Origin of the sequence: Rhodococcus sp. X156 (assembly GCF_004006015.1) — a bacterium.
Taxonomy (GTDB): Bacteria; Actinomycetota; Actinomycetes; order Mycobacteriales; family Mycobacteriaceae; genus X156.
In genome coordinates this window covers 978,900-993,263 of the sequence record NZ_CP034766.1, presented here as the reverse complement: position 1 = coordinate 993,263, position 14,364 = coordinate 978,900, and the positions used below count along the sequence as shown (strand labels likewise).

Annotated in this window: 13 protein-coding genes; all 13 read right to left on the bottom strand. The window is 70.6% G+C overall.

All coding sequences use genetic code 11. The annotated features are described in order from the left end of the window. Positions 1-7: 7 nt before the first annotated feature. The 13 genes from ELX43_RS04740 to ELX43_RS04680 all read right to left on the bottom strand — a co-directional run bounded on the left by ELX43_RS04740 (position 8) and on the right by ELX43_RS04680 (position 14,315). Positions 8-1,009 carry an oligopeptide/dipeptide ABC transporter ATP-binding protein gene (locus tag ELX43_RS04740; protein WP_127782360.1) on the bottom strand — a complete coding sequence of 334 codons (1,002 nt, stop codon included), beginning with the start codon at positions 1,007-1,009 and terminating at the stop codon, positions 8-10. Continuing rightward, on the bottom strand, positions 1,006-2,109 hold the full coding sequence (locus tag ELX43_RS04735) for an ABC transporter ATP-binding protein (protein ID WP_127782359.1): 1,104 nt from the start codon (positions 2,107-2,109) through the stop codon (positions 1,006-1,008). Before ELX43_RS04735 ends, ELX43_RS04740 begins: the two co-directional genes overlap by 4 nt. After that, positions 2,106-3,227: an ABC transporter permease gene (locus ELX43_RS04730; protein WP_241249788.1), complete on the bottom strand. Its 1,122-nt coding sequence runs from the start codon at positions 3,225-3,227 to the stop codon at positions 2,106-2,108. The genes ELX43_RS04735 and ELX43_RS04730 overlap by 4 nt, the downstream gene beginning before the upstream one ends. After that, positions 3,214-4,167, bottom strand: a complete 954-nt coding sequence (locus ELX43_RS04725) for an ABC transporter permease (RefSeq protein ID WP_127782357.1) — start codon at positions 4,165-4,167, stop codon at positions 3,214-3,216. Before ELX43_RS04725 ends, ELX43_RS04730 begins: the two co-directional genes overlap by 14 nt. A 61-nt stretch (positions 4,168-4,228) precedes the next feature. Next, entirely contained in the window at positions 4,229-5,851 is a 1,623-nt protein-coding gene (locus ELX43_RS04720; protein WP_241249787.1) for an ABC transporter substrate-binding protein, read from the bottom strand. 145 nt (positions 5,852-5,996) lie between these two features. After that, on the bottom strand, positions 5,997-7,619 hold the full coding sequence (locus tag ELX43_RS04715; RefSeq protein ID WP_127782356.1) for an ABC transporter substrate-binding protein: 1,623 nt from the start codon (positions 7,617-7,619) through the stop codon (positions 5,997-5,999). 136 nt (positions 7,620-7,755) lie between these two features. Next, positions 7,756-8,532, bottom strand: a complete 777-nt coding sequence (locus ELX43_RS04710) for an SDR family oxidoreductase (RefSeq protein ID WP_127782355.1) — start codon at positions 8,530-8,532, stop codon at positions 7,756-7,758. Positions 8,533-8,572: 40 nt separating this feature from the next. After that, positions 8,573-9,400: a MaoC/PaaZ C-terminal domain-containing protein gene (locus ELX43_RS04705; RefSeq protein WP_241249786.1), complete on the bottom strand. Its 828-nt coding sequence runs from the start codon at positions 9,398-9,400 to the stop codon at positions 8,573-8,575. A gap of 5 nt (positions 9,401-9,405) precedes the next feature. Continuing rightward, positions 9,406-10,584 (bottom strand): lipid-transfer protein, encoded by a 1,179-nt coding sequence (locus ELX43_RS04700; RefSeq protein ID WP_127782354.1) that lies wholly within the window; start codon positions 10,582-10,584, stop codon positions 9,406-9,408. Further along, positions 10,584-11,048, bottom strand: coding sequence for a MaoC family dehydratase (locus ELX43_RS04695; RefSeq protein ID WP_127782353.1), 465 nt, complete (start codon positions 11,046-11,048; stop codon positions 10,584-10,586). The genes ELX43_RS04700 and ELX43_RS04695 overlap by 1 nt, the downstream gene beginning before the upstream one ends. Then, a complete protein-coding gene (locus tag ELX43_RS04690) occupies positions 11,045-12,160 on the bottom strand; it encodes an acyl-CoA dehydrogenase family protein (RefSeq protein ID WP_127782352.1) in 1,116 nt (371 codons plus the stop codon). Before ELX43_RS04690 ends, ELX43_RS04695 begins: the two co-directional genes overlap by 4 nt. Next, positions 12,160-13,152, bottom strand: coding sequence for an OB-fold domain-containing protein (locus tag ELX43_RS04685; RefSeq protein WP_127782351.1), 993 nt, complete (start codon positions 13,150-13,152; stop codon positions 12,160-12,162). The genes ELX43_RS04690 and ELX43_RS04685 overlap by 1 nt, the downstream gene beginning before the upstream one ends. Then, complete coding sequence (locus ELX43_RS04680) at positions 13,149-14,315, bottom strand: acyl-CoA dehydrogenase family protein (RefSeq protein WP_127782350.1); 1,167 nt, start codon at positions 14,313-14,315, stop codon at positions 13,149-13,151. The genes ELX43_RS04685 and ELX43_RS04680 overlap by 4 nt, the downstream gene beginning before the upstream one ends. Between the last annotated feature and the right edge of the window lie 49 nt (positions 14,316-14,364).

Here is a 14,364-nt window from a genome sequence, read left to right as displayed (position 1 = left end):
CAGCGGGTCAGACGTGGTGGCACGCCACCAGGTGGTTCTCCCCCACCGGGCGCAGCAGCGGCTCCTCCTGCGCGCAGCGGTCGGTGGCCAGCGGGCACCGGGTGCGGAAGCGGCAGCCGCTCGGCGGGTTCAGCGGTGACGGAAGCTCACCCACCACCTCGTGCGCCTCGTCCTCGACGCCCGGGGTCCGCGGGCCTGGCACCGACGCCAGCAGCAGCCGGGTGTACGGGTGCAGCGCCTGCTCCTGCAGCCCGTCCGACGGCGAGATCTCGCAGACCTTGCCCAGGTACATCACCATGATGCGGTCGCTGATGTTCTTCACGACCGCCATGTTGTGGGCGACGAACAACAGGCTCAGGCCGTAGCGCTTCTTGGTGTCCTCGAGCAGGTTGAGGATCTGCGCCTGCACCGACACGTCCAGGCTGGACACCGGCTCGTCGCAGATCATCAGGGTCGGCTCGAGCATGAGGGCACGCGCGATGCACACCCGCTGGCACTGTCCGCCGGAGAGCTCGCGGGGGCGACGCTCCCACACCACGTCCGGGTCCAGGCCCACCGCGGTGAGCGTCTCCCGGGCACGGCGCTCGATGGCCGCCTTGTCCTTCTCGCCCCAGATCGACGGACCCTCGGTGATCAGGTGCTTCACCTTGCGCCGGGGGTTCAGCGACGAGATGGGGTCCTGCAGGATCATCTGCAGCTGGGTGCGGGTGCGGCGCAGCTCCCCCGGCTTGAGGGTGGTGAGCTCGGTGTCGTTGAGCCGCACCGAGCCCGAGGTGGGCGAGGGCAGCTGCATGATGGCCTTGCCCACGGTGGACTTGCCGCAGCCGGACTCCCCCACGATGCCCAGCGTCTCTCCGGCGCCCAGGGTGAAGCTCACCCCGGACACCGCGTGCACCGTCTGGCCGTGGCCGACGGGGAACTCCACCACCAGGTCGTCCACCACCAGCACCGGCGCCTGCTCGGTGGGCAGCGACGCGGCCGGGCTGGTCACGACGTCCGTGCCGCTCATGCCACCACCTCCGGCCGAGCCAGCTCGCGACCGGCAGCGGTCGTGCCGGCCGCCGCGTTGGCGGACAGCGCCTGCTCCCCCTCGGGGGTGCCGACCGGGAAGAAGCAGGCGTGGCTGTGCGGCGTCGCCGCCGCGTCCACGGTGGGTGAGGGCAGCAAGTCCGGCTCCTTCTCCAGGCAGGTGGGCTGGGCATAGCGACAGCGGGCGGCGAAGCGGCAGCCCGGCATCGGGCGCGTCATGTCCGGCAGCCCACCACCGATCGTGGCCAGCCGGGTGTGCGCCGGCTGCTCCAGCCGCGGGATGGAGGCCAGCAGCGCCTCCGTGTACGGGTGCCGCGGGTGGTTGAACACCTCACCGGCGGCGGCGGTCTCCACCACCTTCCCGGCGTACATCACCGCCACCCGGTCAGCGCGGCCGGCGACCACCCCGAGGTCGTGGCTGATCAGGATGACGCCCATGCCCAGCTCGTCGTTGAGCGACTCCAGCAGGTCCAGAATCTGCTTCTGCACCGTGACGTCCAGCGCGGTCGTCGGCTCGTCGGCGATGAGCAGCTCGGGGTCGCAGGCCAGCGCCATGGCGATGACCACCCGCTGGCGCATGCCGCCGGAGAGCTCGTGCGGGTACTGGTCCAGCCGGCGGGCGGGGTCGGGGATGCCCACCTTGCGCAGCAGCTCGGTGGCCCGGCTGCGTGCCTCGGCCTTGCGCAGCCCCAGGTGCACCTTGAGCGACTCGGTGAGGTGCACGCCGATCCGCTTGAACGGGTTGAGCGCAGTCATCGGGTCCTGGAACACCATGGCCACCCGGGGCCCCCACAGCCGACGGTGCTCGGCGCTGCTCATGGCGTGCACGTCGCGGCCGTCGAAGGACACCGTGCCGGTGACGCGGGTGCTGCCGCTGTTGGAGGTGAGCCCCATGATGGTGCGCCCGAGCACGGACTTGCCCGAGCCGGACTCACCGACGATGCCGAGGGTCTCCCCGCGGTTGAGGGTGAGCGAGACCCCGTCCACCGCGCGCAGCACGCCGCGCTCGGTGGTGAAGGCCGTCTGCAGGTTCTCCACCCGCAGCAGAGGCTCGGTGGCTGTCGTGGACTGTGTGGTCATGTGAGCACCTGCTCCTGCTGGGAACCGACGCGCTGGCGGGCCTTCTCGCCCACCAGGTTGAAGGCGAAGACGGTGAGGAACAGCACCAGCCCGGGCACCAGGACGATGTGCGGGTGCTTCTCGAAGACCCCGCCCTCACCCTCGGCGATCATGTTTCCCCAGGTGGGCTGCGGGGGCTGGATGCCGAGGCCCAGGAAGCTCAGCGACGACTCGGCCACGATGAGCACCGAGATCATCACCATGGCCAGCGAGGCCACCGGGAGCACCACGTTGGGCACCAGCTCGCGGAACATCACCCGCCACCGGGTGGCGCCCATCGCCCGGGCGGCCAGCACGAACTCGCGCTGGGCGAAGGTCAGCGTGTTGGCGCGGGCCAGCCGGATCATCGACGGGATGGCCAGCACGGACAGCGCCAGCGCCACGTTGCGCATGGTCGGTGCCAGCACCGAGGCCAGGGCGATCAGCAGGATCAGCGCGGGCACGGCCAGCAGCGAGTTGGTGAGCACGCCCACCACGGTGTCGACCTTGCCGCGCAGGTAGCCGGCGAGCACCCCGATGGAACCACCCACCAGCATCCCGATGAGCGCAGCGGAGAACGCCACCACCAGCGACGCCCTGGCCCCGTAGATCACCCGGGAGAGCAGGTCGAGGCCGAAGTTGTTGGTGCCCAGCGGGTGCGCGGAGAACAGCTCCGGCGAGGCGAAGCTGGGGTCGGCGATCGTCTTGACCGTGTCCGCGTGCTCGGCCAGCGGCAGCAGCGGGGCGAAGATCGCCGCGGCCACCAGCACCGCCAGCCAGGTGCAGCACAGCCAGAAGGTGAGGTCGAAGCGGGCCCCGAACCGCCTGCGGCAGATGATCTGCATCCCCTTGTACAGCGGGACCAGGCCCACGAGGGCCAGCAGGACGCGGACGGCGACCATGATCTGGACTCCGAGCGCACCCACCAGGACCAGGGCGATTCCGGCAACCAGCAGACCGGCGCCGACCAGGTAGCTGCGCCGGGCCGAGCCGGACGGCTGGGCGGGGTCGGGCAGGGTCTTGTCCCCCGCGATGACGCTGCTCAGCTCGCCGACCTGGTCGGGCTCGAGCGCGTCCGGTGCAGTGCTAGACGTGGGCACGACGGCTCCTCGGGTCGAGGTATCCATAGAGGGCGTCGATGACGCCGTTGATGACCACGTACAGCACGGCGATCAGCAGGACCGCCCCCTGCACCATGGGCATGTCACCCTGCTGGGCGGCCCGCACGATGAGCGTGCCGAGGCCGGGCAGGGAGAACAGCGTCTCGACGATGACGGTGCTGCCGATCATGGAGCCCAGGGCCAGACCCATCATGGTCAGCAGCGAGAACGAGGACGGCCGCAGCGCGTCCTTGAGCAGGATGTGCTTGTTGGACATGCCCTTGGCTCGGGCGACGGTGATGTACTCCTCCTGCAGCGTGGTGATCAGGTCGCTGCGGAGCACTCGGATGAAGATCGCCATCTCCAGCAGCGCGATGGTGATGGCCGGCAGGATCGCGTGGTAGAGGTTGTCGCCCAGCCCCTCGCTGAGGCGCACCCACTGCGAGCGCGGGAACCAGCCGAGGTCGTTGACCACCACCATGATCAGCAGCAGGCCGGCCAGGAAGCTGGGCACCGAGAGCACCGCGAACGTGCCGGCGCTGATCACCCGGTCGATGAGCCCGCCCGCGTGCCTGGCCGACCACAGCGCCAGCGGCACTGCGAAGGCCAGGGCCAGGAAGATGCCCATCACCGCGATCTGCACGCTCACCGGGAGCGCCGCACCGATGCGGTCGGTGATCTCGTCCTGCGGCGGCACCAGCGACTGGCCGAGGTCGCCGTGCAGCGCGCCCCACAGCCAGTCCCAGTAGCGCTGGAAGAACGGGTCGTCCAGACCCAGCTCGTCGCGCACCCGTTGGTACTCCTCCGGCGGCTTGCCCTCACCCACCAGGGTGACGGCGGCATCGCCCGGGATGAGCGCTTGCAGCCCGAAGGTGCCGAGGCTGACGATGAACAGCACCGCCAGCAGCTCTCCGAGCTTTTTGAGGACAGTCCTCACCATGTGAGCGTTCCCCTCCTGATTCTTGTGACGAGCTGATGGCAGGTGTTGCGGGCGGAGCCGGTCAGGGGGTGATCCACGCCTTGTCGAACAGCATGATTCCGTCGTAGCTGGGGCGGACCCCGTGCAGGTTCTGCTGCCAGGCGATGAACGTCTTGAACGCACCCAGCGGCGCCACCGGGACGGTGTCGTTGATCTTCTGCTGGAGCTGTCCCAGCACCGCTCGCTTGGCGTCGTCGCCGTCAGCGCTCTTCAGCTTGAGCAGCAGCTCGTCCATGCCCTTGTCGCTGTAGCCCATGATGTTGTTGGACGCCCCGGTGGTGAACGCCGGCATCAGTCGGGTGAACGGAGCCGCGTCCTGCACGCTGTAGGCGCCGTAGGTGATGTCGAAGTCGTGGTCGACGTACATCTTCTTGACCAGCTCGGTCAGGTTGTTGGCGTAGCTGATCTCCACGGTGAACCCGGCGGCCTGCAGCATGGCCTGCGTCGCGAGCGCGCCCTGCAGCGCCGACGGCTCGTTCAGCCCGAGGTAGGTGAGCTTGCCGTCGTAGCCCTTCTTCTTGGCCTCCTCCAGCAGCGCCTTGGCCTTGGCGAGGTCGTGCGGCAGGCCGTCGACCTCGGTGTTCCACTTGGAGTGCGCAGGGAAGGCCTCCCGTCCGAGCAGCCCCGTGCCGCCCCAGACCCGCTCGTTGTACGTCTGGTCGTTCACCGCGTGGGCGATGGCCTGGCGCACCGTGAGGTCGGCGCCGGCCTTGCCGGCCCGAGAGTTGATCTGCAGGATCGAGGTCAGTCCGGCCGCGTCGACGTACCCGGGGTAGCCGGCGTTGAGCACCTCGTCGACGGTGATGGCGCTGCGCAGGTAGGCCACGGTGTTGCCACCGGACTTCAGCCCATCGGCCTTGGCCTGCTCGCCGTTGATGGCCACGAAGCGCAGCCGCTCCAGGTTCGGCGCACCGTCCCAGTAGTCCGGGCGGGCCTTGAGCACCAGCTCGTTGTTGGCCGCGAACCGCTCCACCGTGAACGGCCCCGCCCCGATCGGGGTGAACTTGGCCGGATCCTGGTACGCCGCCGGGGCCAGGATCATGCCGTGGCCGGTGGCCAGCAGCGCCGGCAGCTCGGAGTACGGCTGGTTCACGGTGAGCTTGATGGTCAGCGGGTCGGTCGCGGTGGCGGAGGTGACCGTGCTGGTCCACACCTCGTTCTGCGAGCCACGAGCGGCGTTGTAGCGCTTGATGCTGGCCAGCACGGCAGCAGCGTTGAAGGGGGTGCCGTCACTGAAGGTGATGTTCTCCCGCAGCGTGAGCGTCCACGTCAGCTGGTCGTCGCTGACCTCGAGGGACTTGGCCAGCTTGGGCACGAACTGCTTGGTGCCCAGGTCGTAGCGCATCAGCAGGTCGTAGACCGCCGCCTCCTCGGTGCCACCGGTGGCACCAGCGGGCAGCGCCTTGGTGGGGTCCAGGCTGGTGACGAACCCGTAGGGCGCGAACGTCATGGTGCCGCCCTTGACGGGCGTGCCGCTGTCGTCCTGGTTGCCGATCAGCCCCGTCACCGGAGCCGCGGCCGGCGCGCCGGCACCGCCGTCAGCCTCGTCGTTGGTGCTGGCGCACGAGGCGAGCAGCACGCTGCCGGCCAGGGCTACCGCCACCAGGCGACCAGCGCGACCAAGACTCATTCGGGGACGCAGCATTCAGACCCTCCACAGGCGACACGTGAGTTGGGGGAACAGCAGCGTTATGACGCGTTTCACTATTACTGTTCGGCAGGTGCCATCTTGTGGCAAAGATCAGCCTGGCGGCGGCGGATTCCGCTCAGTGGGACACCGGAGCGGCCGGTCAGGGCGTGAGCCACGCCTTCTCGAACAGCATGATGCCGTCCGAGCTGGGGCTGACCCCGTGCAGGTTCTGCTGCCAGGCGATGAAGGTCTTGAAGGCCCCGATCGGCACCACCGGGACGGTGTCGTTGATCTTCTGCTGGATCTCGCCCAGCACCGTGCGCTTGGCGTCGTCGCCGTCGGCGCTCTTCAGCTTGAGCAGCAGCGCGTCCATCCCGGGGTCGCTGTAGCCCATGATGTTGTTGGACGCCCCGGTGGTGAGGGCGGGCTTCAACCGGGTGAACGGCGCGGCGTCCTGGACGTTGTATGCGCCGTAGGTGATGTCGAAGTCGTGGTCGACGTACATCTTCTTGACCAGCTCGGTGAGGTTGTTGGCGTAGGCGATGTCCACCGTGAAGCCGACGGCCTGGAGCATCGCCTGCACGGCGAGCGCGCTCTGCTGCGCAGCCGGCTCGTTCAGTCCGAGGTAGGTGAGCCTGCCGTCGTAGCCCTTCTTCTTGGCCTCCTCCAGCAGCGCCTTGGCCTTGGCCGGGTCGTGGGCCAGACCCTTGACGTCGGTGTTCCACGCGGAGTGCGCCGGGAACACGTCGCGGCCGGGCAGTCCCTTGCCGCCCCAGACCCGCTCGTTGAAGACGTTCTCGTTCACCGCGTGGGCGATGGCCTGGCGCACCGTGAGGTCGGCGCCGGGCTTGCCGGCCCGGGTGTTGATCTGGGCGGTCGCGCTCAGCGCGGGGGCGTCCACGAAGCCGGGGTAGCCGGCGTTGAGGGTCTCGTCCACGGTCACCGCGCTGCGCAGGTAGGCCGCGGTGTTGCCACCGGACTTCAGCCCATCGGCCTTGGCCTGCTCGCCGTTGATGGCCACGAAGCGCAGCCGCTCCAGGTGGGGCGCACCGTCCCAGTAGTCCGGTCGGGCCTTGAGCACCAGCTCGTTGTTGGCGGTGAAGCGCTCCACCGTGAACGGCCCCGCCCCGATCGGGTTGAACTTGGCGGGGTCCCGGTAGGCGGCCGGGGCCAGGACCATGCCGTGGCCGGTGGCCAGCAGCGCCGGCAGCTCGGAGTACGGCTGGTTCACGGTGATCGACACCGTCTGCGGGTCGGTCGCCGTGACGGAGGTGACGGTGCTGGTCCACACCTCGTTCAGCGAGCCGCGGCCGGCGTTGTACCGGTTGATGCTGGCGATCACCGCGGCCGCGTCCAGCGGAGTGCCGTCGCTGAAGGTGATGTTCTCCCGCAGCGTGAGCGTCCAGGTCAGCTGGTCGTCGCTGACCTCGAGGGACTTGGCCAGCTTGGGCACGTAGGACTTGCGGTCGTGGTCGTAGCGCATCAGCAGGTCGTAGACCGCCGCCTCCTCGGTGCCACCGGTGGCACCGGCGGGCAGCGCCTTGGTGGGGTCCAGGCTGGCGACGAAGCCGTAGGGGGCAAAGGTCATGGTGCCGCCCTTGACGGGCGTCCCGCTGTTGTCCTGGTTGCCGACGAGCCCCGCCTCGGGGGCCGGGGCGGGTGCGCCGGCACCGCCGTCGGCGTCGTCGTTGGTGCTGGCGCACGAGGCCAGCAGCACGCTGCCGGCCAGGGCTACCGCCACCAGGCGCCCAAGGCGGGCCACGCTCTTACGGGGACGCAGCATCCGGAAACCTCCACGGGGCACACCTGCACGGCAACAGGCGTAGTGACGCAGGTCACTTTCCCGTTCGGTATGCGCCATCTTGTGGCAAAGATCAGCCCGGCGGCACCGGATTCCGCTCAGTGGGATCGTGCCGGGGTCAGGACCAGCGGGCCTGACCACCGTCGAGCGGGATGGTCGCCCCGCTCAGGTACCCCGCGTCGGGTCCCACCAGGAAGGCGACCGCACGGCCGATGTCCTGCTCGCAGTCACCGATGCGGCCGAGCGGGATGGTCTTGACGAACTCCGCAGCCTCCTCCGGGCGGTTCTCCGTCCACCACTTCAGGCCGGGCGAGAGCGCGTGCGGCGCCACGGCGTTCACCCGGATGCCGTCGACCCCCCACTCGCTGGCCGCGGTGCGGGTGAGCGAGCGCATGGCCTCCTTGGCCGAGGCGTAGGCGCCGTAGCCGCTGGTGTCCCAGCGCACCGCCGCCGAGCTCACCATGTTGATGATCGCTCCGCCGCCGGCGGCCTTCATGTGCGGGTGGCAGGCCTTCATCAGCCGCAGCGCTGCCAGCGGCCCGGTGGCAAACGCCTTCTCCAGCAGGTCCACGTCGATCTCCAGCAGGCTCCCCAGGGCCGAGGAGTTGGCGTTGTTCACCAAGATGTCCAGCCCGCCCAGCAGCTCCACGGTGCGCTCCACGGCCGGGGCCACCTGCGCGGCGACGCTGACGTCGCAGACCACCGGCTCGGCCCGGCCGCCGAACGCCTCGATCTCCTTGCAGGTGTCCAGCAGCTTCTGCTCGGTGCGCCCGGCCACCGCGATGGCCGCTCCGCGGCGGGCCAGGGCGAAGGCGATGCCCTGCCCCACGCCCTGTCCGGCACCGGTGATCAGGGCGACCTTGCCCTCGAGCGTGCGGGAGGAGTCGGTGCTCATGGGTGCGCTCCAGAGGGGTTGACGGAGGGGGGTGCTCGGGTCAGGCGAAGGCGAGGCGGCCGGCGCTGACCACGGCGGCGCCGTCGGGTCCGTGCACCTCGAACGCCAGCGGGCCGGCCTGCGGCTGCCACAGGTCCAGCCGCAGGGTGTCGCCGGGAAAGGCGGGCGCGGCGAAGCGTCCAGCCAGGGCAGCGAGGTCCGCCGGGTGCGCGCCCAGGGCGTCAGCGGCCCCCAGCATCGCCGTCGCCACGGTGCACAGGCCGTGCATGATCGGCCGCGGCTGCCCGATGCCCGCGGCGGCCACCGGGTCGACGTGGATGGGGTGGCGGTCGCCGGTGAGCCGGTAGAGCACCGCCTGCCGTGGTGAGGTGGGCAGCGCGCGGCTGTCGGTGGGCGGCGTGCTCGGCGCCGGCGGCTTGCCCGGTCCGCGCTCGCCACCGAAGCCACCGCTGCCGGGGCCGAAGATCGACCAGGTGGCGACGAAGTACTCGCTCTCCACCGCGACCTCGAACACCGCGGCCGCGCCCTTGTCCCACACCTGCCCCACCGAGGCGGACATGGTGAGCTCACCGGAGCGGGGCAGCGGCTTGAGCACCGTCAGCTCCTGCGCCCCGTGCACCGAGGTGCGGGTGTCAAAGCCGCCGGCTGAGCCCAGCGCGTCCGGGGCCCACTGCGCCAGGGACAGCGCGAACGTGGGCAGCACCCGCAGGTCTCGCTCGAAGACCAGGTCGAGGTCGGTGGCCGCCGCGCCCACGGCGAGCGCGTAGAGGATCGCGTCGCGCTCGTCGTAGGCGACGGTGCGGGTGCCCAGCGCGGTGCCGGCCCACTCCCCCGCCGGCCGTGGGTCCAGGCCGGTGGTGGTGCTCACCGGGCTCAGGCCAGGCCGAGCAGCAGGCCGCTGGTGGGCACCGCGGTGCCCGCCGTGACGACCATGTTCTGCACGCCCTCGGGCTGGTTGGTGGACGTGCCACGCAGCACCCGCACCGCCTCGGCGATGCCGTTGGTGCCGTGCAGGTACGCCTCGCCGACCTGGCCGCCGTGGGTGTTGCTGGGCAGGCGCCCACCGATCTCCAGGTTGCCGTCGGCGATGAAGTCCTTGGCCTCCCCCACGCCGCAGAAGCCCAGCTCCTCCAGCTGCGGGAGCACCAGCGGGGTGAAGTGGTCGTAGAGGACGGCGGCCTGCACGTCGTCCGGGCCAAGCCCGCTCTGGCTGTACAGCTGCCGGCCGACCAGGCCCATCTCCGGGATGCCGGTGATGTCCGGGCGGTAGTAGCTGGTCATCATGTGCTGGTCCTTGCCCGAGCCCTGCGCCGCACCCTTGATGATGGCGGGGGTGTGCTTGAGGTCCTTGGCCCGCTCGGCGGAGACGATGACCAGCGCCTGGCCACCGTCGGTCTCCTGGCAGCAGTCCAGCAGGTGCAGCGGCTCGGCGATCCAGCGCGAGGCCTGGTGGTCGGCCAGCGTGATGGGGCGCTCGTAGAACCACGCCTTGGGGTTGTTGGCCGCGTGCTTGCGCGCCACCACGGCCACTCGGCCGAAGTCCTCGCTGGTGGCACCGTGCTGGTGCATGTAGCGGCGGGCGAACATCGCCACCCACTGCGCGGGCGTGGACAGCCCCTGCGGGGTCAGCCAGGCGTAGGCGGCCCGGTCGGCGGTGCTGTCCAGCGGGCGGTCGTGCTGGCCGAGGCCGTAGCGGACCCCGGAGCGCTCGTTGAACGCGCGGTAGCAGACCACCACGTCGGCCACGCCGGTCGCCACGGCCATGGCCGCCTGCTGCACGGTGGCGCACGCGGCGCCGCCGCCGTAGCCGATGCGGGAGAAGAACTTGAGCTCGCCCAGGCCACAGTTGCGGGCGACCAGCACCTCGCCGTTGGTCTCCGCGGTGTAGGTGGAGAGCCCGTCCACCTCGGACGGATCGATGCCGGCGTCGGCCAGCGCGGCGACGATGGCCTCGCAGGCCAGCGAGAGCTCGCTGCGCCCGGAAGCCTTGGAGAACTCGGTGGCGCCGATGCCGACGATGGCGGCGGCGCCGGACAGGGGGCTGGGAGCCATCAGCTGTTCGCTCCTTCGGTGGCGACCGCGGAGGCGCCGGTCGGGAAGACGACCGTGACGGTGCCGCTGGCGTGGTTGCCCAGGCTGTTGGCCCCGACCACCTTCACCTCGACGGCGCCGTCCTGCTTGGACACCACCTCACCGCTCATGGTCATGGTGTCGCCGGGGTAGTTGGGCGCACCCAGCCGGATGTTCACCCGACGCAGGAAGACCTGCGGCCCGGCCCAGTCGGTGACGTAGCGGCCCACCAGGCCGTTGCTGGTGAGGATGTTCATGAAGATGTCCCGGGAGCCACGCTCGGCCGCCAGCGTCGGGTCGTGGTGAACGTCCTGGAAGTCCCGGGTGGCCAGCGCCGTGGCGATGATCAGCGTGCGGGTGAGCGGGACGGCCAGCTCGGGCAGCTGCTCCCCCACCTGGACGTCGTCGTAGCTGCGGCCCTGCAGCGCTGCGGCGGTGGCGCTCACGAGGCCACCTCGACACCGGCGGCCAGCTGCGCGCCCAGGCGGGCGAGGTCGGAGCTGGCGCCACCGAGGGTCGCGGCGATCTGCTTGTTCCACAGCAGGTAGCGGTGCACCGGGTAGTCGGTGTCCACGCCGATGCCGCCGTGCACGTGCTGGGTGCGGTGAACCACGCGCTGTCCACCGTCGGTGGCCCACCACTTGGCCACCAGCACCGAGGTGCCGGTGTCCAGGCCCTCCGACAGCAGCCACGCGGCCTGCCACAGGGTGACCCGCATGGCCTCCAGGTCGATGTAGCAGTCGGCCATCTGGTGGGCGACGGCCTGGAAGGTGGCCAGCGGCTTGCCGAACTGGTGGCGCCCGTTGAGGTAGTCCACGGCCTGGCGCACGGCGCCGTCGCCGACGCCGATCGCGATGGCGGCCAGCGCCAGCTCCACCCGGTCGAGCAGCCAGGACACCGTGCTGCCGTCGGCGGCGCCGACCAGCTCGGCGGGGGCGGAGCTGAGGTCCACGTTGCCGCACACCTCGTGGGTGGTGGACACCGTCTGCTCCACCTGCACGCCCTCGGCGGCCAGGTCGAGCAGGAACAGCGCGGGGCCGGTGTCCGTGCTGGCCGAGACCACGGCGCGGTGGGCCACGTGGGTCACCGGTACCACGGCCTTGGCGCCGCTGAGGCGCCACTGGCCGTCGGCGTCCTGGCGGGCGGACACGGTGGGGGCGCCGTCGGTGAAGGTGCCGAACTCCTCCAGACCCACGGTCAGGATGATGCTGCCCTCGGCCGCGGCCGGGACCAGCTCGGTGCGCTGCGCGGGCGTGCCGTGCTCGGCGATGGCCAGCGCGGCCAGCGTGTGCGGCCACACCGGCACCGGGGCCACGTGGCGGCCCTGCTGCTCCAGCAGCACGTACAGCTCGGCCAGCCCCAGGCCGCCGCCGCCGAGGTCCTCCGGGAGCGCGATGCCCAGCAGGCCGCTGTTGGCCAGCTCGCGCCACAGCTCGCGGTCGACGTTCTCGGCGGTCTTCTCGACCTCCTTGACCCGGTCGGTGGTGGCCTTGCCGGTGAAGATGTCGGCAGCGAGGCCGCGAATGGCCTCCTGCTCCTCGCTCAGGGTGAAGTCCATCAGATGCTCTCTCCTGCGGCCGGCCGGAACGCGGGAAGCGTCAGCTCCGGGTCTGCGTCGATCCAGTCCAGCTCGACCGGCATGCCGATCGTCACCTCGTCGGGCTGGACGTGTGTCATGTTGGCGATCAGTCGGGTCCCCTCCTCGAGCTCGATGACGGCGACCACCAGCGGGTAGTCGAAGGCATCGATCTTGGGGTGGTGGTTGACCACGAAGCTGTAGACGACCCCGCGCCCGGAGGCGTCCACGGTGTCCCAGTCCAGCGACTGGCACTGCCCGCACATGGGGCCGGTGGGGTGGCGCAGCGTGCCGCAGCTGGTGCAGCGCTGGATGACCAGCCGGTGCTCCTTGGCCGCCTCGAACCAGAAGAGGTTGTCCTGGTTGAGCGCCGGGCGGGGGCGCAGCGCACGCTCGGGTGCCGGCGCGGCAGCCTCGGTGGACGCGGCAGCCTCGGTGGGCTTGAAGCGCAGCAGGCGCCAGCGCTGGGTGCCCACCACCTCGTCGTCGGCGTCGCGGTAGGTGCGCAGCGTGGTGACGAAGTGGCCGGTGCCCAGGCCGGTCTTCTTCTCGTCCGAGATGGACTCCACCACCTCGGTGGTGCTGACCACGTCACCGGGGCGCAGCTCGCGGACGATCTCCTGGTCGGAGTCGGTGGCCACCACGGAGGTGAAGCCCGCCTCGTCCAGGACCGCCTGCAGCTGCTCGGCCACCGACGGCTCGCCGGTGCCGGCACCGCTCTCCGCGGCGGCGTTGGCGGCCATCTTCTCGGCGAAGGTCTTCATGGTCCAGACCTGCAGCATCATCGCCGGGGCCACGACGCCGGGACGTCCGGTGGCCTTGGCCGCGGCCTCGTCCAGGTAGATCGGGTTGGTGTCGCCCATCGTCTCCACCCAGTGGCGGATCATCGGCGTGTTCACCGCGTCCGGTCCCCACGTGGCGGGAACCAGGGTCTTGCCCTCGAAGGCCTTGAGCCTGGTGAGGAAGTCGCTCACTTCACCCTCTTCTCTCGTGCCATGCCGAGGCCGATGGTGGCGACCATGTCGCGCAGCACCTCGTTGACGCCGCCACCGAAGGTGTTCACCACGCCCTGGCGGGAGATCTGCTCGATCTGCCCGGCCAGCACCGCGCCCGGGGACTCCGGGCGGATGCGCCCGGCCGCGCCGAGGATGCCCAGCAGGGTGCGGTAGACGTCGATGTGGGTCTCGGTGCCGTAGGTCTTGGTGCCACCGGCGTCGGCACCGGAGAGGGTGTCGGCGGCGACGGCGCTGGTCATCTTCCAGTTCAGCAGCCGCATCGCCTCGAGCTTGGCGTGCGTGCGGGCCAGGTCGGCCTGCACCCAGGGCAGCTCGATCGCGCCGGTCTCCTTGGCCCAGTCCAGCACCTGGTGCCACAGGCCGTAGGTGCGCCCGCCGATGGCGGCCAGGCCGATGCGCTCGTGGTTGAGCTGGGCGGTGATCAGCCGCCAGCCGCCGTTGACGTCGCCGACGACGTCGCCGTCACCGACGCGGATGCCGCTGTAGTAGGTGGCGGTGACCTTGAGCCCGCCCACGGTCTCGATGGGCGACCAGGAGAAGCCGGGGTCGTCGGTGGGTACGATGAGGATGGACACGCCCTTGTGCTTGGGCGCCTCGGCGTCGGTGCGGGCGGCCAGCCAGACGTAGTCGGCGGTGTTGGCGCCGCTGGTGAAGATCTTGGAGCCCTCGATCACCCACTCGTCGCCGTCGCGCACCGCGCGGGTCTTCAGCGAGGCCAGGTCGGTGCCCGCCTCGGGCTCGGTGTAGCCGATGGCGAAGACGATGTCGCCGGCCAGGATGCCGGGCAGGTAGCGGTCCTTCTGCTCCTGCGTGCCGTACTTCATCAGCGTGGGGCCGACGGTGTTCACGGTGACGAAGGGAAACGGCAGACCGGCGCGCTGCACCTCGTCGAAGAAGATGAACTGCTCCTCGATGGAGCGACCCTGGCCGCCGTACTCGGTGGGCCAGCCGATGCCCAGCCAGCCGTCCTTGCCCAGCAGCTTCACGATCTCGCGGAAGCTGGAGCCACCGACACCGCCCTCACCGGCAGCGCGTCGCTTCTCCTCGGGCAGGAGCGTGGCGAAGTACTCCCGGAGCTCCTTGCGCAGCTCCCGCTGCTCGGTCGTCTCCCGCAGATCCATGACCACTCTCCTCATCACCGGTGCAACCCAGACCTGGCACGGCGCCGCT